We start from the raw sequence: 26,255 nt of genomic DNA, 5'->3' as shown, positions 1-26,255 counted from the left end.
CTAATAAAAAGGCGAACGAGATAACCCGTTCGCCTTTCAAATCAATGATACGAAGTATTTACTTCAAAACATCCGCCATAGCTTTCAAACACAAGGCAACATTCTCTTTGCGAGCGCCATAGCCCATTAAGCCAATTCGCCACGCTTTCCCAGCTAATGCGCCAAGACCCGCGCCAATCTCTAGGTTGTACTCTTCAAGCAGTCGTGTTCGAACAGCTGCTTCATCAATTCCTTCAGGGAAATACACCGCGTTCAATTGCGGTAGTCGACTTCCCTCTTCAACCACAAAACTTAGACCAAGAGATTCAAGCCCTGCCTTTAGCTCACGGTGTGCTGATTGATGACGCTCCCAAGCGTTCTCTAACCCTTCATTGCGTAGAATCACCAAGGACTCATGCAAAGCATACAGGCTATTTACCGGCGCAGTATGATGATAGCTACGCTTTCCTTCACCACTCCAGTACCCTAGCACCAAGCTCTGATCTAAGAACCAGCTTTGCACAGGCGATTGACGCGCTTTCATCTTCTCTACCGCTTTTTGAGAAAAAGTCACTGGCGAAAGACCCGGAACGCAAGACAAACACTTCTGACTACCCGAGTAGACGGCGTCTAACTGCCATTCGTCCACCAACAGAGGGACTCCACCCAATGAAGTCACAGCATCCACGATTGTTAGTGCGTTAAAGCGACGAGCAACCTGAGAAATCGCTTCCGCATCTGTAAGGGCACCCGTTGATGTTTCTGCATGAACAAACGCAACAGCAACTGCATCTGGGTGTTCGGACAGTGCCTGCTCTACTTTATCAACGGAGACAGGTTTCCCCCACTCATCGTCAACCAAAATAGCTTCGCCACCACAGCGAACCACGTTTTCACGCATTCGCTCACCGAATACGCCATTACGGCACACAATCACTTTTTCACCGGGTTCAATCAGATTGACGAAACAGGTCTCCATACCTGCACTCCCCGGTGCTGAAACTGCAATCGTAAACTCGTTTTCCGTTTGAAAAGCATACTTTAATAGCTGTTTCACCTCATCCATCATATTGATAAACAAAGGATCTAAATGGCCAATAGTAGGACGGCTCAGTGCCTGTAATACTCGTGGTGAAATATCAGAGGGCCCCGGTCCCATTAGCGTGCGATGAGGAGGAAAAAAGCTTTCAGCGGTGGCGGTTGTGTGCAGGTTCGACATAATTATCCCTTATGTTTATGACATGAACCTTCCACACTAAAGCAAATCCACAACCTCAGCAATTAGTCGAAAGTCTCGAGGTCAAACCAATGTCACAGAATTGTTAAATTTATTTTCACTTTATCTTGAGTTACCGATTGACATTCTTACCGCAAACACGTTCAATAAAACAGCTATCAAGCAGAAGAGGAGCACTGCCCAGGTAGATGTTTTGTGGAACCACATTTCCAATACAGAACATTCAGGGGGAGCAGTGCCGAGGTAACTGAAACATGTCGGGTTTCTGTTATCGGTTAATCGGGCTGAATCCCATTAACTGTCATCATTCCAATATGATGAGGAGCTTCTGAGGTTTACAATTCAAATACACACCTCTCTCTTTGCTCTAAACCCTCTCTTCAAAACATTGGACGTTGGATTACCAACAGTAATTTTTATTTTAGGAAGTCGGGAGATTTATCGTGAGCGCATCTAATGTAGCTGGTTCTTTTAATGTCGCCAAATTCGGTGGGACAAGCGTTGCTAACTTTGAAGCAATGAGTCGCTGTGCAGCCATTATTGAGAATAATCCAAATACCAAGCTTGTTGTCAGCAGTGCGTGTTCAGGCGTCACCAACCTGTTAGTTGAATTAGCTAACGGCGTACAAGACCAAGGCCGCCGCCAAGAGTTAATGAGCCAACTAACAGATATCCATCACGCGATTTTGGATCAACTCGCAGAACCAATGAGTGTCGAGAAAGAGATCCATACGATTCTGGACAATGTTGCGAGTGCTGCAGAAGCTGCATCTTTTCAATCAAGTGCTAAATTAACTGACCACTTAGTGGCATGTGGTGAGCTAATGTCGACTCACCTTTTTGCGCAAATTCTTCGAGAGCGTGGCGTATCTGCAGTCAGATTTGATATCCGTGACGTCCTGCGTACCAATGACGCTTACGGCAAAGCAGAACCTCAACTGGAGCAAATCTCTCAGCTTGCTCAAGAAAAACTGATTCCTTTGTGTCAAGAACGCGTCGTAGTTACCCAAGGGTTTATTGGTGCAGACGATGAAGGTAATACAACCACACTTGGTCGTGGCGGAAGCGACTATTCAGCAGCATTGATTGCAGAATCAGTATTGGCGGCTGGTCTAGAGATTTGGACTGATGTTCCGGGAATCTACACCACAGACCCTCGTATCGCCCCTAAAGCGTCACCAATTCCAGAGATCAGCTTCAGCGAAGCATCTGAAATGGCAAATTTTGGCGCGAAGATCTTGCATCCTTCTACATTAGTGCCAGCACTACGTCATCAGATTCCTGTCTTTGTAGGCTCATCTAAAGAGCCAGAAAAAGGAGGTACTTGGATTCGTCAACAAGTTGAGAGCTCACCACTGTTTAGAGCACTTGCGCTGCGTTGCAATCAAACCATGGTTACACTGCGCAGTGCGAACATGTTCCACGCATACGGCTTCTTGGCGAAAGTATTTGAGATCCTCGCTAAGCATAAGATCTCTGTTGATCTTATTACAACCTCAGAGATCAGTGTCTCTCTGACACTCGATCAAACAGACACTTCTGGTGGTGCTCCGGAATTGCCTGAAGTTGTACGCAAAGAGCTTGAAGAGCTATGTACAGTAGAAGTTGAACACAACCTATGTCTTGTTGCGCTTATTGGTAACAATATGAGTGAGAGCAAGGGCTATGCTAAGCAGGTATTCAGCACTCTTGAAGACTTCAACTTACGCATGATCTGCTACGGAGCGAGTCCACACAACCTTTGTTTCCTAGTGCATGAATCGGTTTCTCGTTCGGCAATTCAGAAACTTCACCAAGAGTTGTTTGAACAAGAGTAAAACCAATCAAATAGATACAAAAAAGGGTTGCGCAATGGCAACCCTTTCTCTTTCTAGTCGATCTTAGTTAATGTTTGGACCTAACCACTTCTCGGCTTCAAGCGAATCCCAACCCTTGCGATCAGCGTAGCTATCTACTTGATCTTGCTGAATCTGAGCAATTGCAAAGTAGCGTGAATCAGGGTGAGAGAAATACCAACCCGATACTGATGCACCTGGCCACATCGCATAACTACTCGTCAAAGACATATCGATCGTCTCTTCCACTTTCAGTAGCTCCCACAATGAGCCTTTTTCAGTATGCTCGGGACATGCAGGATAACCCGGTGCTGGACGAATGCCTTGGTACTTCTCACGAATCAACTCATCATTTGATAGGTTTTCATCGGCGGAGTAACCCCAGATATCTTTACGTACTTGCTCATGTAGGTACTCTGCAAATGCTTCAGCAAGTCGGTCAGCTACTGCTTGGATCATGATGGCGTTGTAGTCATCGCCCGCAGCTTTGTATGCATCAGCAAGCTCACGCTCTCCAATACCACCTGTTACGGCAAAGGCACCGATCCAATCTTTCTTACCAGACTCTTTTGGCGCAATGTAATCAGACAGACAGTAGTTAAAACCTTTTGGCTTTTCTGTTTGCTGACGTAGATTATGAAGAACCTTAGCAACCTCAGTGCGTGATTCGTCAGTGTAAACCTCAATATCGTCGCCAACACTTGCCGCAGGGAACAGCGCACACATACCACGAGCTTTGAGTAAACCCTCACGTTCAACTCGATCAAGAAGGTCATTGGCGTCTTTAAATAGACGTTTTGCCTCCTCGCCCACTTCCTCATGCTCAAGAATTGCAGGGTATTTACCCACTAGTGACCAAGTCATGAAGAACGGAGTCCAGTCAATGTAACGACGCAAAGTCGAAACATCAAAGTCATCATAAACATGCACACCCGGCTTAGCTGGAGCTGGCGGCGTATAGCTTTCCCAATCAATAGCGACTTTATTCGCTCGAGCTTGCTCTAACGTTACAGGCTTAGTGCGAGGTTTTTTACGGTTGTGCTGATCGCGAACACGCTCATAATCCAAATCTAGCTTCTCAACAAATGCAGGACGAAGCTCATCAGATAACAGGGACGTACATACCCCAACCGCTCTTGATGCGTTGTTCACATACACCACAGGGTTCTTGTAGTTCTGTTCAATCTTAACTGCAGTATGCGCCTTGGAAGTTGTTGCACCACCAATCAGCAGTGGCAAGTCGAAATCCAAACGCTCCATCTCTTTAGCTACATGTACCATCTCATCCAGTGATGGAGTGATCAGGCCAGATAGACCGATAATGTCGACATTCTCTTCTTTAGCGACTTTTAGGATCTGTTCGCAAGGAACCATCACTCCAAGGTCAATAATCTCGTAGTTATTACACTGCAGTACCACGCCCACAATGTTCTTACCGATATCGTGAACATCACCTTTTACAGTAGCGAGCAAGATCTTACCGTTTGAAGAACCAGCTTGCTTAGAAGCGTTAATGAAAGGCTCCAAATGTGCAACGGCTTGCTTCATTACACGCGCTGACTTAACTACCTGAGGAAGGAACATCTTACCTTCACCAAACAAATCACCAACCACATTCATACCATCCATTAGAGGGCCTTCAATGACCTCTAGTGGCTTACTGGCATTCAAACGAGCTTCTTCGGTATCTTCGACGATAAACTCAGTAATACCTTTGACAAGTGCATGCTCTAAGCGCTTCTCAACCGCCCAAGTACGCCACTCAAGTGCGGAAGCATCTTCCTCTTTGCCGACACCTTTATTAGCGTATTCCGCAGCGATATCTAGTAGTCTCTCCGTCGAGTCATCACGACGGTTAAGAACAACATCTTCTACCGCTTCACGCAGTTTATCTGGGACGTTATCGTAAATTTCAAGCTGACCAGCATTAACGATACCCATGTCCATACCGTTCTTGAAACAGTGATACAGGAATACCGCGTGAATCGCTTCTCGAACGTAGTTGTTACCACGGAAAGAGAACGATACGTTAGATACACCGCCTGAAATCATCGCATATGGAAGGTCGCGTTTGATGTCTGCTACCGCGTCAATGAAATCAACCGCGTAGTTGTTGTGCTCTTCAATACCTGTTGCCACCGCGAAGATGTTCGGGTCGAAGATAATATCTTCCGGCGGGAAACCAACTTCATTCACCAAGATATTGTATGCGTTAGTACAAATCTCTAGCTTATGCTGACGGGTTTCTGCTTGACCGACTTCGTCAAAAGCCATCACGATAACCGCAGCACCATAACGGCGAATCAGCTTGGCTTGCTCAACAAATTTCTCTTTACCTTCTTTCAAGGAGATCGAGTTAACGATGCCCTTACCTTGAATACATTTCAGGCCGGCTTCGATGACTTCCCATTTCGAGGAGTCGACCATAATAGGCACTTTAGATATCTCAGGTTCAGACGCACATAGATTTAAGAAACGCACCATGCACGCCTCAGCGTCTAGCATGCCTTCGTCCATGTTGATATCGATGATTTGCGCGCCATTCTCAACTTGTTGACGAGCAACTTCCAGAGCTTCGTCATAAAGCTCCTCTTTAATCAAACGCTTAAATCGAGCAGAACCGGTAACGTTGGTACGTTCGCCAACATTAACGAACAATGTGTCTTTTTCGATAGTGAGGGGCTCTAATCCTGATAGACGGCATGAAACAGCTAACTCAGGTAAAGCTCGCGGCTTAACATTGTCGACCACATTAGCCATATGGCGAATATGTTCTGGCGTGGTACCACAACAACCACCGATGAGGTTTAGGAAGCCACTCTCAGCCCACTCTTTTACGTGAGCGGCCATATCTTCAGGAGAGAGATCATATTCACCAAATGCATTAGGAAGACCAGCATTAGGGTGAACTGAGACAAATGTTTCTGAAATGCGAGAAAGCTCATCTACATATGGGCGCAGTTCATCTGGTCCTAGGGCACAGTTTAAGCCAAAGGACAGTGGGCGAACGTGGCGTAATGAATTGTAGAAAGCTTCAGTTGTTTGACCGGAAAGCGTACGACCTGATGCGTCAGTGATAGTACCTGAGATCATAACAGGCAGAGTAATACCTAACTCCTCGAATACGGTATCTACGGCAAATGCACAAGCCTTAGCATTTAGAGTATCGAAGATAGTCTCAATCAGGATCAGGTCAGAACCACCTTTGATCAGCGCTCGGGTTGATTCGGAATAAGCTTCCACTAACTCATCAAAGCTAACATTTCGATAGCCCGGGTCATTTACATCAGGAGAAATCGAACAAGTACGGTTAGTTGGACCAAGCACACCAGCGACATAGCGAGGCTTTTCCGGTGTTTTCGCAGTCCACTCATCAGCGGCTTCACGAGCTAGCTTGGCTGCAGCAAAGTTAATCTCTTCGCTGAGGCTTTCCATATCATAGTCAGCCATCGCAATGGTAGTAGCGTTAAAGGTATTGGTTTCAAGGATGTCTGCGCCAGCTTCTAAGTAAGCTGAATGTATGTCCTTAATAAGCTGAGGTTGAGTGAGTACCAAAAGGTCGTTATTGCCTTTAAGATCACTATGCCAATCAGCAAAGCGCTCTCCTCGATAGTCCTGCTCTTCCAGTTTATAGTTCTGGATCATGGTGCCCATGCCACCATCGATCAATAGAATTCGTTGCTTTAATTGAGCTTCGATCTGTTGCTTTACATTACTTCCCACAGTACAGCCTCATTCCTTTAATTATCACTCCATCCTATCACACATTAAAAAGGAGTCTAGACGTCTAAACGGAGAATTTGATAACTAATCTATGACAAAAAACAGTTTGCTATTTAAGCGATAGAGGACGAAAATTCATGTTCATATTTTGTTACATATCGGAAATCCAATGTCGGTCTACTACACACTTTGCTTTTTATCTGCAGCAGCAATGTTGATAGCGTTTGTAAACAGCAAGATAGGAAAGATGCAAACTACTATCGCCATTACTGCTGGCTCAATGATGCTTTCACTGATTATCCTGATTGCAGGTCAAAACAATTGGTTTCAGCTGTCTGAAATCGCTTCGGACACGGTAGCAAGTATCAATTTCGAAGACTTTCTACTCAAAGGGATTTTAGGCTTCCTACTGTTCGCAGGTGGATTAGGGATTAAACTGCCCAACCTAAAAGATCAAAAGTGGGAAATCACAGTACTCGCATTGGGCGCGACCCTATTTTCGACTTTCTTTATTGGATTTGTGCTTTATGGATTCTGCCAGGTTATCGGCATTCAGTTTGATCTTATCTACTGCTTACTGTTTGGCTCTCTTATTTCACCGACTGACCCAATAGCAGTACTCGCGATCGTTAAAAAACTCGATGCACCAAAACGCATTTCGACCCAAATTGAAGGTGAATCGCTGTTCAATGATGGCTTTGGTCTGGTTATCTTTGTCACCCTATTTACCATTGCATTTGGTACTGAAGCTCCGACGGTAGGTAGCGTAACGATGCTATTTATCCAAGAAGCGATTGGCGGGATTGTTTACGGTTTTGCATTAGGACTCCTGTTCCATTACCTGATTAGTAACACCGACGACCACTCAATGGAGCTGTTACTGACTATCGGTATCCCAACAGCTGGATACGCTTTTGCAGAAGTACTTCATGTATCAGGTCCATTAGCTATGGTGGTATCAGGTATTATGATCGGCAACTGGACTCGCTTTATCGGTTTCTCAAAAGAGAGTGAGGACCACTTAGACCACTTCTGGGAGCTAGTCGATGAGTTCCTAAATGGCGTGCTATTCCTACTGATCGGTATGTCGATGCTACTTTTCGAATTCCACGAAGAAGACTGGATCTTAATGGCTTTCTCTGTGCCGTTAGTGCTAGGGGCTCGCTACCTAAGTGTATTCTTGTCATACATTGGCTTTAAGCGCTTTAGAAGCTACAACCCATGGTCAGTTAAGATTCTTACTTGGGGCGGATTACGTGGTGGTCTAGCTCTCGCAATGGCTCTATCTATTCCATCAGGTATTTGGGTCATCGAAGACAAACTGATCGATGTAAAAGAGATCATCCTAGTCATGACATACTCAGTGGTAGTGTTCTCAATCTTGATTCAAGGCTCAACGATTACACCAATGATTGAGAAAGCTAAGCTCGCAGAAAAAGAGTTAAACAAATAACACTCCTACCCTATATAGAGGCTACACCCTAAGTAGCCTCTATCCTGTCCCTATCAAGCTATCTTCCAACTATCATTACTACTCATTTACTCTTCGCGTTAATACATCCTAGCAACAACTGAAAATCTCACTTTTTTGAAATACACAGCCTTGTCTCGATAGTTCAGACACCAATGAGTTAGAGCTAATCAAGGATTAAGTAGTATTTGCGCTCAATAGCACCAGACTATCCCTTCATTTATAAATTAAATAGGGCTGGAGTTAGAAGATTACAGATGTATTGTCTTCATGTGGCTGGGAGTGGAGTAATACTTCTTAAACAACAAAAAGCTCCGAAGTCAGCTAAAGCCTATGATGATCCTAGGTAAGAACGCCCACAGCTCCATAGAACTCTACAACTGGTGAGCCAGTCATCTAGTTATCTGAACACTACTTCAAAGAAACAACAGATGGAAAGCTCTACCATGCCTACCGAGGATTCAGTACACAGCAGAGTTGAGAATTTCTAATTCCCGACACAAGCTTTAGAAAATACAAATACTTTAGGGGTTCAGCTAGAGCCTTCAATATGGCGATGCTCGATTGCGCTGACACTTCAAAGACTCGATCGGATAAGCGAGCGATTTGCTTAGCTCTTTCAACACTGTTCCAAATTTAATATATAGCAGGTGAACTAGGCTAGTGAGTCAGAGGTCGACTATGTTGGTACAGCTACTCTCAATACACGCTGTTTTGGTGATCAGGGAGTCAGCTATTCTGTTAATAGTATTGTTGTAGTGTCTGGAAACAAAAAGGCTCTGACGTTAGTCAGAGCCTTTGAATATGGCTGGGGGGACTGGGCGGCACTCCGGGGATTCGACTATGTTTGAAATCTAACTCTCAACGTATGTATCTCTGGTAACCTCAGAATCCGCTGTTTTATTTTTTGGCCGTCGAATACGAAAAAAGCCTCAGCATTTCTGCTGAGGCTTTCGAAGATGGCAGGGGTGGAGAGATTCGAACTCCCAACACGCGGATTTGGAATCCGCTGCTCTGCCAATTGGAGCTACACCCCTAAAATTTCAATACTGTAGATTCGAAAAAACCTCGCACTAGGCGAGGCTCTCGAATAAGTGGCGGAGTGGACGGGACTCGAACCCGCGACCCCCGGCGTGACAGGCCGGTATTCTAACCAACTGAACTACCACTCCGCAGTGGTAAACACGTCTTTAGACGTGGTTCCAAAATTAAAGCCTGGCGATGTCCTACTCTCACATGGGGAAGCCCCACACTACCATCGGCGCTATTGCGTTTCACTTCTGAGTTCGGCATGGAATCAGGTGGGTCCACAACGCTATGGTCGCCAAGCAAATTCTTAAAATTCGGAAAGCTGTTTCTTGTTCTCTCAAACTCATTCAAGCGTTTGTATCTTTGAGTCCATCAAAACCCCTTGGGTGTTGTATGGTTAAGCCTCACGGGCAATTAGTACAGGTTAGCTCAACGCCTCACAGCGCTTACACACCCTGCCTATCAACGTTCTAGTCTTGAACAACCCTTTAGGACGCTTAAAGCGCCAGGGAAGACTCATCTCAGGGCTCGCTTCCCGCTTAGATGCTTTCAGCGGTTATCGATTCCGAACTTAGCTACCGGGCAATGCCATTGGCATGACAACCCGAACACCAGAGGTTCGTCCACTCCGGTCCTCTCGTACTAGGAGCAGCCCCCTTCAATCTTCCAACGCCCACGGCAGATAGGGACCGAACTGTCTCACGACGTTCTAAACCCAGCTCGCGTACCACTTTAAATGGCGAACAGCCATACCCTTGGGACCGACTTCAGCCCCAGGATGTGATGAGCCGACATCGAGGTGCCAAACACCGCCGTCGATATGAACTCTTGGGCGGTATCAGCCTGTTATCCCCGGAGTACCTTTTATCCGTTGAGCGATGGCCCTTCCATTCAGAACCACCGGATCACTATGACCTGCTTTCGCACCTGCTCGAATTGTCATTCTCGCAGTCAAGCGGGCTTATGCCATTGCACTAACCTCACGATGTCCAACCGTGATTAGCCCACCTTCGTGCTCCTCCGTTACTCTTTGGGAGGAGACCGCCCCAGTCAAACTACCCACCAGGCACTGTCCGTAATCCCGATTCAGGGACCAACGTTAGAACATCAACACTACAAGGGTGGTATTTCAAGGACGACTCCACCACATCTAGCGACGCGGTTTCAAAGTCTCCCACCTATCCTACACATGTAGGGTCAATGTTCAGTGCCAAGCTGTAGTAAAGGTTCACGGGGTCTTTCCGTCTAGCCGCGGGTACACTGCATCTTCACAGCGATTTCAATTTCACTGAGTCTCGGGTGGAGACAGCGTGGCCATCATTACGCCATTCGTGCAGGTCGGAACTTACCCGACAAGGAATTTCGCTACCTTAGGACCGTTATAGTTACGGCCGCCGTTTACCGGGGCTTCGATCAAGAGCTTCGACCGAAGTCTAACCCCATCAATTAACCTTCCGGCACCGGGCAGGCGTCACACCGTATACGTCATCTTACGATTTTGCACAGTGCTGTGTTTTTAATAAACAGTTGCAGCCACCTGGTATCTGCGACTCTCGTCAGCTCCATCCGCAAGGGACTTCACCGATAAGAGCGTACCTTCTCCCGAAGTTACGGTACCATTTTGCCTAGTTCCTTCACCCGAGTTCTCTCAAGCGCCTTGGTATTCTCTACCCGACCACCTGTGTCGGTTTGGGGTACGATTCCTTACAATCTGAAGCTTAGAGGCTTTTCCTGGAAGTATGGCATCAATGACTTCACCACCGTAGTGGCTCGACATCGTATCTCAGCGTTAATAAAGAGCCGGATTTACCTAACTCTTCCGCCTACGTACTTGAACCTGGACAACCGTCGCCAGGCCCACCTAGCCTTCTCCGTCCCCCCATCGCAATTGTAAGAAGTACGGGAATATTAACCCGTTTCCCATCGACTACGCCTTTCGGCCTCGCCTTAGGGGTCGACTTACCCTGCCCCGATTAACGTTGGACAGGAACCCTTGGTCTTCCGGCGAGGGAGTTTTTCACTCCCTTTATCGTTACTCATGTCAGCATTCGCACTTCTGATACCTCCAGCAGCCCTTACAGACCACCTTCAACGGCTTACAGAACGCTCCCCTACCCCGCACACTAAAGTGTGCAGCCGCAGCTTCGGTGTATAGCTTAGCCCCGTTACATCTTCCGCGCAGGCCGACTCGACCAGTGAGCTATTACGCTTTCTTTAAATGATGGCTGCTTCTAAGCCAACATCCTGGCTGTCTGAGCCTTCCCACATCGTTTCCCACTTAGCTATACTTTGGGACCTTAGCTGGCGGTCTGGGTTGTTTCCCTCTCCACGACGGACGTTAGCACCCGCCGTGTGTCTCCCGGATAGTACTTACTGGTATTCGGAGTTTGCAAAGGGTTGGTAAGTCGGGATGACCCCCTAGCCTTAACAGTGCTCTACCCCCAGTAGTATTCGTCCGAGGCGCTACCTAAATAGCTTTCGGGGAGAACCAGCTATCTCCAGGTTTGATTGGCCTTTCACCCCTAGCCACAAGTCATCCGCTAATTTTTCAACATTAGTCGGTTCGGTCCTCCAGTTGATGTTACTCAACCTTCAACCTGCCCATGGCTAGATCACCTGGTTTCGGGTCTATATCCAGAGACTGAACGCCCAGTTAAGACTCGGTTTCCCTACGGCTCCCTAAACGGTTAACCTTGCCACTGAATATAAGTCGCTGACCCATTATACAAAAGGTACGCAGTCACCCTCGAAGGGCTCCTACTGCTTGTACGTACACGGTTTCAGGTTCTATTTCACTCCCCTCACAGGGGTTCTTTTCGCCTTTCCCTCACGGTACTGGTTCACTATCGGTCAGTCAGTAGTATTTAGCCTTGGAGGATGGTCCCCCCATATTCAGACAGGATATCACGTGTCCCGCCCTACTCGATTTCACTGATTATGATGTGTCGGTTACGGGGCTATCACCCTTTATTGCGAGACTTTCCAGACTCTTCACCTGCATCATTAAAAGCTTAAGGGCTAATCCAATTTCGCTCGCCGCTACTTTCGGAATCTCGGTTGATTTCTCTTCCTCGGGGTACTTAGATGTTTCAGTTCCCCCGGTTTGCCTCTTGCTGCTATGTATTCACAACAAGATACTTACTTATGTAAGTGGGTTTCCCCATTCGGAAATCCCAGACTCAAATGGTTTTTACTACCTAATCTGGGCTTATCGCAAGTTAATACGTCCTTCATCGCCTCTGACTGCCAAGGCATCCACCGTGTACGCTTAGTCACTTAACCATACAACCCGAAGAGGTCTTTATGTATGGTAAACAACCAAGGTTTTTGGTTGTAACAAGAAGGGTTAGTTCTTATTACGTGTTTGCCGGACTCAATGGTGATTCAAATTAAATTTGAATCGAATACAAGACACTTGAATGTGTTTGTGTTGTGTTTATCTAAAGGATAAACATTGAGAACTTTTAATTTGATTTAAATAACTGTGTTATTTAAATCAGTCAGCTTTCCAAATTGTTAAAGAGCAGATTCATTTCTGAACCATGTTTAAAAGCACTATCGCTAATGCGCTTAAAGATGGTGGAGCTAAGCAGGATCGAACTGCTGACCTCCTGCGTGCAAGGCAGGCGCTCTCCCAGCTGAGCTATAGCCCCAACGAAATCGATATTGACCGCTATCTCTGGGAAAAGATAGTGGTGGGTCTGAGTGGACTTGAACCACCGACCTCCCGCTTATCAGGCGAGCGCTCTAACCAGCTGAGCTACAGACCCAATATCGTCTCTTAACTTTCTAAACCGTATCAATCTGTGTGGACACTTATCGTGAACATCTTCGTATAAGGAGGTGATCCAGCCCCAGGTTCCCCTAGGGCTACCTTGTTACGACTTCACCCCAGTCATGAACCACAAAGTGGTGAGCGTCCTCCCGAAGGTTAAACTACCCACTTCTTTTGCAGCCCACTCCCATGGTGTGACGGGCGGTGTGTACAAGGCCCGGGAACGTATTCACCGTAGCATTCTGATCTACGATTACTAGCGATTCCGACTTCATGGAGTCGAGTTGCAGACTCCAATCCGGACTACGACGCAATTTTTGGGATTCGCTCACTCTCGCGAGTTGGCTGCCCTCTGTATGCGCCATTGTAGCACGTGTGTAGCCCTACTCGTAAGGGCCATGATGACTTGACGTCGTCCCCACCTTCCTCCGGTTTATCACCGGCAGTCTCCCTGGAGTTCCCGACATTACTCGCTGGCAAACAAGGATAAGGGTTGCGCTCGTTGCGGGACTTAACCCAACATTTCACAACACGAGCTGACGACAGCCATGCAGCACCTGTCTCAGAGTTCCCGAAGGCACCAATTCATCTCTGAAAAGTTCTCTGGATGTCAAGAGTAGGTAAGGTTCTTCGCGTTGCATCGAATTAAACCACATGCTCCACCGCTTGTGCGGGCCCCCGTCAATTCATTTGAGTTTTAATCTTGCGACCGTACTCCCCAGGCGGTCTACTTAACGCGTTAGCTCCGAAAGCCACGGCTCAAGGCCACAACCTCCAAGTAGACATCGTTTACGGCGTGGACTACCAGGGTATCTAATCCTGTTTGCTCCCCACGCTTTCGCATCTGAGTGTCAGTATCTGTCCAGGGGGCCGCCTTCGCCACTGGTATTCCTTCAGATCTCTACGCATTTCACCGCTACACCTGAAATTCTACCCCCCTCTACAGTACTCTAGTTTGCCAGTTTCAAATGCAGTTCCGAGGTTGAGCCCCGGGCTTTCACATCTGACTTAACAAACCACCTGCATGCGCTTTACGCCCAGTAATTCCGATTAACGCTCGCACCCTCCGTATTACCGCGGCTGCTGGCACGGAGTTAGCCGGTGCTTCTTCTGCAGCTAACGTCAAGAGATGCCGCTATTAACGACACCCCCTTCCTCACTGCTGAAAGTACTTTACAACCCGAAGGCCTTCTTCATACACGCGGCATGGCTGCATCAGGCTTGCGCCCATTGTGCAATATTCCCCACTGCTGCCTCCCGTAGGAGTCTGGACCGTGTCTCAGTTCCAGTGTGGCTGATCATCCTCTCAGACCAGCTAGGGATCGTCGCCTTGGTGAGCCATTACCTCACCAACTAGCTAATCCCACCTAGGCATATCTTGACGCGAGAGGCCCGAAGGTCCCCCTCTTTGGCCCGTAGGCATCATGCGGTATTAGCCATCGTTTCCAATGGTTATCCCCCACATCAAGGCAATTTCCTAGGCATTACTCACCCGTCCGCCGCTCGACGCCGTTATCGTTCCCCGAAGGTTCAGATAACTCGTTTCCGCTCGACTTGCATGTGTTAGGCCTGCCGCCAGCGTTCAATCTGAGCCATGATCAAACTCTTCAATTTAAGATTTTGTGACTCAATGAATACTGATTACATTACATAGTAATGTTGAATTGACTGTGCCGATAATAAATTATCGATTGGTCACTCAGTTCATTGAAATCAAGTTGAAACCGAAGTTTCTTTTTTGATATTCATCAACGAGTGCCCACACAGATTGATAGGTTTAAATTGTTAAAGAGCTTTGCTATCAACGCTTTAGCGTTGAAGCGGATGCGTATAATACGCGATTGACTCTTGAAGTCAACATAAAACTCTATCTTTTTTCCTTCAGATTTTGAAAATCTAAAAGCAAAGGTTAGAACTTTATGGTGACTTGCTTAGATACTAAGCAAAGTCGAAATTAAAGCCTGGCGATGTCCTACTCTCACATGGGGAAGCCCCACACTACCATCGGCGCTATTGCGTTTCACTTCTGAGTTCGGCATGGAATCAGGTGGGTCCACAACGCTATGGTCGCCAAGCAAATTCTTAAAATTCGGAAAGCTGTTTCTTGTTCTCTCAAACTCATTCAAGCGTTTGTATCTTATGAGTCCATCAAAACCCCTTGGGTGTTGTATGGTTAAGCCTCACGGGCAATTAGTACAGGTTAGCTCAACGCCTCACAGCGCTTACACACCCTGCCTATCAACGTTCTAGTCTTGAACAACCCTTTAGGACGCTTAAAGCGCCAGGGAAGACTCATCTCAGGGCTCGCTTCCCGCTTAGATGCTTTCAGCGGTTATCGATTCCGAACTTAGCTACCGGGCAATGCCATTGGCATGACAACCCGAACACCAGAGGTTCGTCCACTCCGGTCCTCTCGTACTAGGAGCAGCCCCCTTCAATCTTCCAACGCCCACGGCAGATAGGGACCGAACTGTCTCACGACGTTCTAAACCCAGCTCGCGTACCACTTTAAATGGCGAACAGCCATACCCTTGGGACCGACTTCAGCCCCAGGATGTGATGAGCCGACATCGAGGTGCCAAACACCGCCGTCGATATGAACTCTTGGGCGGTATCAGCCTGTTATCCCCGGAGTACCTTTTATCCGTTGAGCGATGGCCCTTCCATTCAGAACCACCGGATCACTATGACCTGCTTTCGCACCTGCTCGAATTGTCATTCTCGCAGTCAAGCGGGCTTATGCCATTGCACTAACCTCACGATGTCCAACCGTGATTAGCCCACCTTCGTGCTCCTCCGTTACTCTTTGGGAGGAGACCGCCCCAGTCAAACTACCCACCAGGCACTGTCCGTAATCCCGATTCAGGGACCAACGTTAGAACATCAACACTACAAGGGTGGTATTTCAAGGACGACTCCACCACATCTAGCGACGCGGTTTCAAAGTCTCCCACCTATCCTACACATGTAGGGTCAATGTTCAGTGCCAAGCTGTAGTAAAGGTTCACGGGGTCTTTCCGTCTAGCCGCGGGTACACTGCATCTTCACAGCGATTTCAATTTCACTGAGTCTCGGGTGGAGACAGCGTGGCCATCATTACGCCATTCGTGCAGGTCGGAACTTACCCGACAAGGAATTTCGCTACCTTAGGACCGTTATAGTTACGGCCGCCGTTTACCGGGGCTTCGATCAAGAGCTTCGACCGAAGTCTAACCCCATCAATTAACCTTCCGGCACCGGGCAGGCGTCACACCGTATACGTCATCTTACGATTTTGCACAGTGCTGTGTTTTTAATAAACAGTTGCAGCCACCTGGTATCTGCGACTCTCGTCAGCTCCATCCGCGAGGGACTTCACCGATAAGAGCGTACCTTCTCCCGAAGTTACGGTACCATTTTGCCTAGTTCCTTCACCCGAGTTCTCTCAAGCGCCTTGGTATTCTCTACCCGACCACCTGTGTCGGTTTGGGGTACGATTCCTTACAATCTGAAGCTTAGAGGCTTTTCCTGGAAGCATGGCATCAATGACTTCACCACCGTAGTGGCTCGACATCGTATCTCAGCGTTAATGAAGAGCCGGATTTACCTAACTCTTCCGCCTACGTACTTGAACCTGGACAACCGTCGCCAGGCCCACCTAGCCTTCTCCGTCCCCCCATCGCAATTGTAAGAAGTACGGGAATATTAACCCGTTTCCCATCGACTACGCCTTTCGGCCTCGCCTTAGGGGTCGACTTACCCTGCCCCGATTAACGTTGGACAGGAACCCTTGGTCTTCCGGCGAGGGAGTTTTTCACTCCCTTTATCGTTACTCATGTCAGCATTCGCACTTCTGATACCTCCAGCAGCCCTTACAGACCACCTTCAACGGCTTACAGAACGCTCCCCTACCCCGCACACTAAAGTGTGCAGCCGCAGCTTCGGTGTATAGCTTAGCCCCGTTACATCTTCCGCGCAGGCCGACTCGACCAGTGAGCTATTACGCTTTCTTTAAATGATGGCTGCTTCTAAGCCAACATCCTGGCTGTCTGAGCCTTCCCACATCGTTTCCCACTTAGCTATACTTTGGGACCTTAGCTGGCGGTCTGGGTTGTTTCCCTCTCCACGACGGACGTTAGCACCCGCCGTGTGTCTCCCGGATAGTACTTACTGGTATTCGGAGTTTGCAAAGGGTTGGTAAGTCGGGATGACCCCCTAGCCTTAACAGTGCTCTACCCCCAGTAGTATTCGTCCGAGGCGCTACCTAAATAGCTTTCGGGGAGAACCAGCTATCTCCAGGTTTGATTGGCCTTTCACCCCTAGCCACAAGTCATCCGCTAATTTTTCAACATTAGTCGGTTCGGTCCTCCAGTTGATGTTACTCAACCTTCAACCTGCCCATGGCTGATCACCTGGTTTCGGGTCTATATCCAGAGACTGAACGCCCAGTTAAGACTCGGTTTCCCTACGGCTCCCTAAACGGTTAACCTTGCCACTGAATATAAGTCGCTGACCCATTATACAAAGGTACGCAGTCACCCTCGAAGGGCTCCTACTGCTTGTACGTACACGGTTTCAGGTTCTATTTCACTCCCCTCACAGGGGTTCTTTTCGCCTTTCCCTCACGGTACTGGTTCACTATCGGTCAGTCAGTAGTATTTAGCCTTGGAGGATGGTCCCCATATTCAGACAGGATATCACGTGTCCCGCCCTACTCGATTTCACTGATTATGATGTGTCGGTTACGGGGCTATCACCCTTTATTGCGAGACTTTCCAGACTCTTCACCTGCATCATTAAAAGCTTAAGGGCTAATCAATTTCGCTCGCCGCTACTTTCGGAATCTCGGTTGATTTCTCTTCCTCGGGGTACTTAGATGTTTCAGTTCCCCGGTTTGCCTCTTGCTGCTATGTATTCACAACAAGATACTTACTTATGTAAGTGGGTTTCCCCATTCGGAAATCCCAGACTCAAATGGTTTTACTACCTAATCTGGGCTTATCGCAAGTTAATACGTCCTTCATCGCCTCTGACTGCCAAGGCATCCACCGTGTACGCTTAGTCACTTAACCATACAACCCGAAGAAGTTTCGAGTTGATGATAAATCACCAAGGTTTTTGGTTGTAACAAGAAGGGTTAGTTCTTATTACGTGTTTGCCGGACTCAATTTTGATTCAAATTAAATTTGAATCGAATACAAAACACTTGAATGTGTTTGTGTTGTGTTTATCTAAAGGATAAACATTGAGAACTTTAATTTGATTTAAATAACTGTGTTATTTAAATCAGTCAGCTTTCCAAATTGTTAAAGAGCAGATTCATTTCTGAACCATGTTTAAAAGCACTATCGCTAATGCGCTTAAAGATGGTGGAGCTAAGCAGGATCGAACTGCTGACCTCCTGCGTGCAAGGCAGGCGCTCTCCCAGCTGAGCTATAGCCCCAACGAAATCGATATTGACCGCTATCTCTGGGAAAAGATAGTGGTGGGTCTGAGTGGACTTGAACCACCGACCTCCCGCTTATCAGGCGAGCGCTCTAACCAGCTGAGCTACAGACCCAATATCGTCTCTTAACTTTCTAAACCGTATCAATCTGTGTGGACACTTATCGTGAACATCTTCGTATAAGGAGGTGATCCAGCCCCAGGTTCCCCTAGGGCTACCTTGTTACGACTTCACCCCAGTCATGAACCACAAAGTGGTGAGCGTCCTCCCGAAGGTTAAACTACCCACTTCTTTTGCAGCCCACTCCCATGGTGTGACGGGCGGTGTGTACAAGGCCCGGGAACGTATTCACCGTAGCATTCTGATCTACGATTACTAGCGATTCCGACTTCATGGAGTCGAGTTGCAGACTCCAATCCGGACTACGACGCACTTTTTGGGATTCGCTCACTCTCGCAAGTTGGCTGCCCTCTGTATGCGCCATTGTAGCACGTGTGTAGCCCTACTCGTAAGGGCCATGATGACTTGACGTCGTCCCCACCTTCCTCCGGTTTATCACCGGCAGTCTCCCTGGAGTTCCCGACATTACTCGCTGGCAAACAAGGATAAGGGTTGCGCTCGTTGCGGGACTTAACCCAACATTTCACAACACGAGCTGACGACAGCCATGCAGCACCTGTCTCAGAGTTCCCGAAGGCACCAATCCATCTCTGAAAGTTCTCTGGATGTCAAGAGTAGGTAAGGTTCTTCGCGTTGCATCGAATTAAACCACATGCTCCACCGCTTGTGCGGGCCCCGTCAATTCATTTGAGTTTTAATCTTGCGACCGTACTCCCCAGGCGGTCTACTTAACGCGTTAGCTCCGAAAGCCACGGCTCAAGGCCACAACCTCCAAGTAGACATCGTTTACGGCGTGGACTACCAGGGTATCTAATCCTGTTTGCTCCCCACGCTTTCGCATCTGAGTGTCAGTATCTGTCCAGGGGGCCGCCTTCGCCACTGGTATTCCTTCAGATCTCTACGCATTTCACCGCTACACCTGAAATTCTACCCCCCTCTACAGTACTCTAGTTTGCCAGTTTCAAATGCAGTTCCGAGGTTGAGCCCCGGGCTTTCACATCTGACTTAACAAACCACCTGCATGCGCTTTACGCCCAGTAATTCCGATTAACGCTCGCACCCTCCGTATTACCGCGGCTGCTGGCACGGAGTTAGCCGGTGCTTCTTCTGCAGCTAACGTCAAGAGATGCCGCTATTAACGACACCCCCTTCCTCACTGCTGAAAGTACTTTACAACCCGAAGGCCTTCTTCATACACGCGGCATGGCTGCATCAGGCTTGCGCCCATTGTGCAATATTCCCCACTGCTGCCTCCCGTAGGAGTCTGGACCGTGTCTCAGTTCCAGTGTGGCTGATCATCCTCTCAGACCAGCTAGGGATCGTCGCCTTGGTGAGCCATTACCTCACCAACTAGCTAATCCCACCTAGGCATATCTTGACGCGAGAGGCCCGAAGGTCCCCCTCTTTGGCCCGTAGGCATCATGCGGTATTAGCCATCGTTTCCAATGGTTATCCCCCACATCAAGGCAATTTCCTAGGCATTACTCACCCGTCCGCCGCTCGACGCCGTTATCGTTCCCCGAAGGTTCAGATAACTCGTTTCCGCTCGACTTGCATGTGTTAGGCCTGCCGCCAGCGTTCAATCTGAGCCATGATCAAACTCTTCAATTTAAGATTTTGTGACTCAATGAATACTGATTACATTACATAGTAATGTTGAATTGACTGTGCCGATCTTACGATTATCGATTGGTCACTCAGTTCATTGAAATCAAGTTGAAACCGAAGTTTCTATTTTGATATTCATCAACGAGTGCCCACACAGATTGATAGGTTTAAATTGTTAAAGAGCTTTGCTATCAACGCTTTAGCGTTGAAGCGGATGCGTATAATACGCGATTGACTCTGTAAGTCAACATAAAACTCTATCTTTTTCCTTCAGATTTTGAAAATCTAAAAGCAAAGGTTAGAACTTTATGGTGACTTGCTTAGATACTAAGCAAAGTCGAAATTAAAGCCTGGCGATGTCCTACTCTCACATGGGAAGCCCCACACTACCATCGGCGCTATTGCGTTTCACTTCTGAGTTCGGCATGGAATCAGGTGGGTCCACAACGCTATGGTCGCCAAGCAAATTCTTAAAATTCGGAAAGCTGTTTCTTGTTCTCTCAAACTCATTCAAGCGTTTGTATCTTATGAGTCCATCAAAACCCCTTGGGTGTTGTATGGTTAAGCCTCACGGGCAATTAGTACAGGTTAGCTCAACGCCTCACAGCGCTTACACACCCTGCCTATCAACGTTCTAGTCTTGAACAACCCTTTAGGACGCTTAAAGCGCCAGGAAGACTCATCTCAGGGCTCGCTTCCCGCTTAGATGCTTTCAGCGGTTATCGATTCCGAACTTAGCTACCGGGCAATGCCATTGGCATGACAACCCGAACACCAGAGGTTCGTCCACTCCGGTCCTCTCGTACTAGGAGCAGCCCCCTTCAATCTTCCAACGCCCACGGCAGATAGGGACCGAACTGTCTCACGACGTTCTAAACCCAGCTCGCGTACCACTTTAAATGGCGAACAGCCATACCCTTGGGACCGACTTCAGCCCCAGGATGTGATGAGCCGACATCGAGGTGCCAAACACCGCCGTCGATATGAACTCTTGGGCGGTATCAGCCTGTTATCCCCGGAGTACCTTTTATCCGTTGAGCGATGGCCCTTCCATTCAGAACCACCGGATCACTATGACCTGCTTTCGCACCTGCTCGAATTGTCATTCTCGCAGTCAAGCGGGCTTATGCCATTGCACTAACCTCACGATGTCCAACCGTGATTAGCCCACCTTCGTGCTCCTCCGTTACTCTTTGGGAGGAGACCGCCCCAGTCAAACTACCCACCAGGCACTGTCCGTAATCCCGATTCAGGGACCAACGTTAGAACATCAACACTACAAGGGTGGTATTTCAAGGACGACTCCACCACATCTAGCGACGCGGTTTCAAAGTCTCCCACCTATCCTACACATGTAGGGTCAATGTTCAGTGCCAAGCTGTAGTAAAGGTTCACGGGGTCTTTCCGTCTAGCCGCGGGTACACTGCATCTTCACAGCGATTTCAATTTCACTGAGTCTCGGGTGGAGACAGCGTGGCCATCATTACGCCATTCGTGCAGGTCGGAACTTACCCGACAAGGAATTTCGCTACCTTAGGACCGTTATAGTTACGGCCGCCGTTTACCGGGGCTTCGATCAAGAGCTTCGACCGAAGTCTAACCCCATCAATTAACCTTCCGGCACCGGGCAGGCGTCACACCGTATACGTCATCTTACGATTTTGCACAGTGCTGTGTTTTTAATAAACAGTTGCAGCCACCTGGTATCTGCGACTCTCGTCAGCTCCATCCGCGAGGGACTTCACCGATAAGAGCGTACCTTCTCCCGAAGTTACGGTACCATTTTGCCTAGTTCCTTCACCCGAGTTCTCTCAAGCGCCTTGGTATTCTCTACCCGACCACCTGTGTCGGTTTGGGGTACGATTCCTTACAATCTGAAGCTTAGAGGCTTTTCCTGGAAGCATGGCATCAATGACTTCACCACCGTAGTGGCTCGACATCGTATCTCAGCGTTAATGAAGAGCCGGATTTACCTAACTCTTCCGCCTACGTACTTGAACCTGGACAACCGTCGCCAGGCCCACCTAGCCTTCTCCGTCCCCCCATCGCAATTGTAAGAAGTACGGGAATATTAACCCGTTTCCCATCGACTACGCCTTTCGGCCTCGCCTTAGGGGTCGACTTACCCTGCCCCGATTAACGTTGGACAGGAACCCTTGGTCTTCCGGCGAGGGAGTTTTCACTCCTTTATCGTTACTCATGTCAGCATTCGCACTTCTGATACCTCCAGCAGCCCTTACAGACCACCTTCAACGGCTTACAGAACGCTCCCTACCCCGCACACTAAAGTGTGCAGCCGCAGCTTCGGTGTATAGCTTAGCCCCGTTACATCTTCCGCGCAGGCCGACTCGACCAGTGAGCTATTACGCTTTCTTTAAATGATGGCTGCTTCTAAGCCAACATCCTGGCTGTCTGAGCCTTCCCACATCGTTTCCCACTTAGCTATACTTTGGGACCTTAGCTGGCGGTCTGGGTTGTTTCCCTCTCCACGACGGACGTTAGCACCCGCCGTGTGTCTCCCGGATAGTACTTACTGGTATTCGGAGTTTGCAAAGGGTTGGTAAGTCGGGATGACCCCCTAGCCTTAACAGTGCTCTACCCCCAGTAGTATTCGTCCGAGGCGCTACCTAAATAGCTTTCGGGGAGAACCAGCTATCTCCAGGTTTGATTGGCCTTTCACCCCTAGCCACAAGTCATCCGCTAATTTTTCAACATTAGTCGGTTCGGTCCTCCAGTTGATGTTACTCAACCTTCAACCTGCCCATGGCTAGATCACCTGGTTTCGGGTCTATATCCAGAGACTGAACGCCCAGTTAAGACTCGGTTTCCCTACGGCTCCCCTAAACGGTTAACCTTGCCACTGAATATAAGTCGCTGACCCATTATACAAAAGGTACGCAGTCACACCACGAAGGTGCTCCTACTGCTTGTACGTACACGGTTTCAGGTTCTATTTCACTCCCCTCACAGGGGTTCTTTTCGCCTTTCCCTCACGGTACTGGTTCACTATCGGTCAGTCAGTAGTATTTAGCCTTGGAGGATGGTCCCCCCATATTCAGACAGGATATCACGTGTCCCGCCCTACTCGATTTCACTGATTATGATGTGTCGGTTACGGGGCTATCACCCTTTATTGCGAGACTTTCCAGACTCTTCACCTGCATCATTAAAAGCTTAAGGGCTAATCCAATTTCGCTCGCCGCTACTTTCGGAATCTCGGTTGATTTCTCTTCCTCGGGGTACTTAGATGTTTCAGTTCCCCCGGTTTGCCTCTTGTTGCTATGTATTCACAACAAGATACTTACTTATGTAAGTGGGTTTCCCCATTCGGAAATCCCAGACTCAAATGGTTTTTACTACCTAATCTGGGCTTATCGCAAGTTAATACGTCCTTCATCGCCTCTGACTGCCAAGGCATCCACCGTGTACGCTTAGTCACTTAACCATACAACCCGAAGAAGTTTCGAGTTGATGATAAATCACCAAGGTTTTTGGTTGTAATAAGAAGGGTTAGTTCTTATTACGTGTTTGCCGGACTCAATTTTTTCTCTTTATTTTCACTTTTTAAAAGTGAAGACAAAAAGCCAAGACACTTGAATGTGTTTGTGTTGTGTTTATCTAAAAGATAAACATTGAGAACTTTTAATTTGATTTAAATAACTTGTTATTTAAATCAGTCAGCTTTCCAAATTGTTAAAGAGCTAATCACTTCTTAATGAAGTAACCATTTTTAAAAGCACTATTAAAAATGCACTTAAAGATGGTATCCCGTAGGGGAGTCGAACCCCTGTTACCGCCGTGAAAGGGCGGTGTCCTAGGCCTCTAGACGAACGGGACACTAAGATATCTCTTAACTTTCTAAACCATATCAATCTGTGTGGACACTTATCGTGAACATCTTCGTATAAGGAGGTGATCCAGCCCCAGGTTCCCCTAGGGCTACCTTGTTACGACTTCACCCCAGTCATGAACCACAAAGTGGTGAGCGTCCTCCCGAAGGTTAAACTACCCACTTCTTTTGCAGCCCACTCCCATGGTGTGACGGGCGGTGTGTACAAGGCCCGGGAACGTATTCACCGTAGCATTCTGATCTACGATTACTAGCGATTCCGACTTCATGGAGTCGAGTTGCAGACTCCAATCCGGACTACGACGCACTTTTTGGGATTCGCTCACTCTCGCGAGTTGGCCGCCCTCTGTATGCGCCATTGTAGCACGTGTGTAGCCCTACTCGTAAGGGCCATGATGACTTGACGTCGTCCCCACCTTCCTCCGGTTTATCACCGGCAGTCTCCCTGGAGTTCCCGACATTACTCGCTGGCAAACAAGGATAAGGGTTGCGCTCGTTGCGGGACTTAACCCAACATTTCACAACACGAGCTGACGACAGCCATGCAGCACCTGTCTCAGAGTTCCCGAAGGCACCAATTCATCTCTGAAAAGTTCTCTGGATGTCAAGAGTAGGTAAGGTTCTTCGCGTTGCATCGAATTAAACCACATGCTCCACCGCTTGTGCGGGCCCCCGTCAATTCATTTGAGTTTTAATCTTGCGACCGTACTCCCCAGGCGGTCTACTTAACGCGTTAGCTCCGAAAGCCACGGCTCAAGGCCACAACCTCCAAGTAGACATCGTTTACGGCGTGGACTACCAGGGTATCTAATCCTGTTTGCTCCCCACGCTTTCGCATCTGAGTGTCAGTATCTGTCCAGGGGGCCGCCTTCGCCACTGGTATTCCTTCAGATCTCTACGCATTTCACCGCTACACCTGAAATTCTACCCCCCTCTACAGTACTCTAGTTTGCCAGTTTCAAATGCAGTTCCGAGGTTGAGCCCCGGGCTTTCACATCTGACTTAACAAACCACCTGCATGCGCTTTACGCCCAGTAATTCCGATTAACGCTCGCACCCTCCGTATTACCGCGGCTGCTGGCACGGAGTTAGCCGGTGCTTCTTCTGCAGCTAACGTCAAGAGATGCCGCTATTAACGACACCCCCTTCCTCACTGCTGAAAGTACTTTACAACCCGAAGGCCTTCTTCATACACGCGGCATGGCTGCATCAGGCTTGCGCCCATTGTGCAATATTCCCCACTGCTGCCTCCCGTAGGAGTCTGGACCGTGTCTCAGTTCCAGTGTGGCTGATCATCCTCTCAGACCAGCTAGGGATCGTCGCCTTGGTGAGCCATTACCTCACCAACTAGCTAATCCCACCTAGGCATATCTTGACGCGAGAGGCCCGAAGGTCCCCCTCTTTGGCCCGTAGGCATCATGCGGTATTAGCCATCGTTTCCAATGGTTATCCCCCACATCAAGGCAATTTCCTAGGCATTACTCACCCGTCCGCCGCTCGACGCCGTTATCGTTCCCCGAAGGTTCAGATAACTCGTTTCCGCTCGACTTGCATGTGTTAGGCCTGCCGCCAGCGTTCAATCTGAGCCATGATCAAACTCTTCAATTTAAGATTTTGTGACTCAATGAATACTGATTACATTCCCTATTCTTACGAATAGTGACTGTGAATTGACTGTGCCGAATCTTACGATTCGAATTGGTCACTCAGTTCATTGAAATCAAGTTGAAACCGAAGTTTCATTTTTGATATTCATCAACGAGTGCCCACACAGATTGATAGGTTTAAATTGTTAAAGAGCTTTTCTTCGTTGTGACTTACATCACTTCGGAAGAGGCGGCTATTCTAGCGACTTAATTCTCAGTGTCAAACACTTTTTGAAAATTAATTTCTACTTTCTAAAAGTAGAAGCGAAATATCGCTTTAAGCTAGTTGCCGAACTAACATTCTTCGCTGAAGCCTTGTGGCGTCTGCCGTGTCAGTGAGGCGGCATTATAGAGATGTTCCTCACATTGGCAAGCTTTAATTCAAGAAATTTGCAAAAATAACGCTTAAGTGCAGAAATAACATTCAAAGCCATATTTATGCAAGTTTAACCCCAATCGAACTACAAGCTACCCACAGAGTTATCCACAACTGATGTTTTTTGTATTCTACAAACACAAAAAAAGCTGCTTAAAAGCAGCTTTTTCAATACAAGTTG

4 protein-coding genes, 7 tRNA genes, 9 rRNA genes and 1 riboswitch are annotated in these 26,255 nt (G+C 48.0%); of the genes, 2 read left to right on the top strand and 18 right to left on the bottom strand.

The window, feature by feature from the left end:
- Nucleotides 1-58: 58 nt before the first annotated feature.
- Entirely contained in the window at nt 59-1,198 is a 1,140-nt protein-coding gene (locus tag FIV04_RS01510) for an alanine--glyoxylate aminotransferase family protein (RefSeq protein WP_152468070.1), read from the bottom strand.
- Nucleotides 1,199-1,374: 176 nt separating this feature from the next.
- Nucleotides 1,375-1,552, top strand: a riboswitch (Lysine riboswitch).
- Between the two features lie 182 nt (nt 1,553-1,734).
- Here FIV04_RS01510 and lysC point away from each other — a divergent pair.
- A complete protein-coding gene (gene lysC / locus FIV04_RS01505; protein WP_367618262.1) occupies nt 1,735-3,033 on the top strand; it encodes a lysine-sensitive aspartokinase 3 in 1,299 nt (432 codons plus the stop codon).
- A gap of 63 nt (nt 3,034-3,096) precedes the next feature.
- Here the strand turns inward: lysC and metH are convergent, their stop codons facing one another.
- Nucleotides 3,097-6,774: a methionine synthase gene (metH, locus tag FIV04_RS01500; RefSeq protein WP_152468068.1), complete on the bottom strand. Its 3,678-nt coding sequence runs from the start codon at nt 6,772-6,774 to the stop codon at nt 3,097-3,099.
- Between the two features lie 169 nt (nt 6,775-6,943).
- Here metH and FIV04_RS01495 point away from each other — a divergent pair, with 169 nt between their 5' ends.
- Nucleotides 6,944-8,227: a sodium:proton antiporter gene (locus FIV04_RS01495; protein WP_032552981.1), complete on the top strand. Its 1,284-nt coding sequence runs from the start codon at nt 6,944-6,946 to the stop codon at nt 8,225-8,227.
- A gap of 978 nt (nt 8,228-9,205) precedes the next feature.
- Here the strand turns inward: FIV04_RS01495 and FIV04_RS01490 are convergent.
- From FIV04_RS01490 to FIV04_RS01415, 16 genes are all read right to left on the bottom strand, one after another.
- Nucleotides 9,206-9,282 (bottom strand) — tRNA-Trp (locus tag FIV04_RS01490).
- Between the two features lie 58 nt (nt 9,283-9,340).
- Nucleotides 9,341-9,417: transfer RNA gene (locus FIV04_RS01485), tRNA-Asp, on the bottom strand.
- A gap of 41 nt (nt 9,418-9,458) precedes the next feature.
- Nucleotides 9,459-9,574 (bottom strand): 5S ribosomal RNA (gene rrf, locus FIV04_RS01480).
- A gap of 93 nt (nt 9,575-9,667) precedes the next feature.
- Nucleotides 9,668-12,556 (bottom strand): 23S ribosomal RNA (locus tag FIV04_RS01475).
- 295 nt (nt 12,557-12,851) lie between these two features.
- Nucleotides 12,852-12,927, bottom strand: a tRNA-Ala gene (locus FIV04_RS01470).
- Between the two features lie 40 nt (nt 12,928-12,967).
- Nucleotides 12,968-13,044, bottom strand: a tRNA-Ile gene (locus tag FIV04_RS01465).
- Between the two features lie 66 nt (nt 13,045-13,110).
- Nucleotides 13,111-14,663, bottom strand: a 16S ribosomal RNA gene (locus tag FIV04_RS01460).
- Nucleotides 14,664-15,008: 345 nt separating this feature from the next.
- Nucleotides 15,009-15,124: ribosomal RNA gene (gene rrf / locus FIV04_RS01455) — 5S ribosomal RNA — on the bottom strand.
- A gap of 94 nt (nt 15,125-15,218) precedes the next feature.
- Nucleotides 15,219-18,100 (bottom strand): 23S ribosomal RNA (locus FIV04_RS01450).
- A gap of 295 nt (nt 18,101-18,395) precedes the next feature.
- Nucleotides 18,396-18,471, bottom strand: a tRNA-Ala gene (locus FIV04_RS01445).
- A 40-nt stretch (nt 18,472-18,511) separates the two neighbouring features.
- Nucleotides 18,512-18,588: transfer RNA gene (locus tag FIV04_RS01440), tRNA-Ile, on the bottom strand.
- A 66-nt stretch (nt 18,589-18,654) separates the two neighbouring features.
- Nucleotides 18,655-20,205 (bottom strand): 16S ribosomal RNA (locus FIV04_RS01435).
- A 345-nt stretch (nt 20,206-20,550) separates the two neighbouring features.
- A 5S ribosomal RNA gene (gene rrf / locus FIV04_RS01430) occupies nt 20,551-20,665 on the bottom strand.
- 94 nt (nt 20,666-20,759) lie between these two features.
- A 23S ribosomal RNA gene (locus tag FIV04_RS01425) occupies nt 20,760-23,647 on the bottom strand.
- Nucleotides 23,648-23,963: 316 nt separating this feature from the next.
- A tRNA-Glu gene (locus FIV04_RS01420) sits at nt 23,964-24,039 on the bottom strand.
- 68 nt (nt 24,040-24,107) lie between these two features.
- A 16S ribosomal RNA gene (locus tag FIV04_RS01415) occupies nt 24,108-25,660 on the bottom strand.
- Together the 16S, 23S and 5S rRNA genes with 7 tRNA genes alongside form the textbook arrangement of a ribosomal RNA operon.
- Between the last annotated feature and the right edge of the window lie 595 nt (nt 25,661-26,255).

Source organism: Vibrio sp. THAF190c, from assembly GCF_009363355.1.
Lineage (GTDB): Bacteria > Pseudomonadota > Gammaproteobacteria > Enterobacterales > Vibrionaceae > Vibrio > Vibrio fortis_A.
Note: the sequence above shows the minus strand (reverse complement) of the source record. Positions and strands in the feature narration are given on the sequence as shown.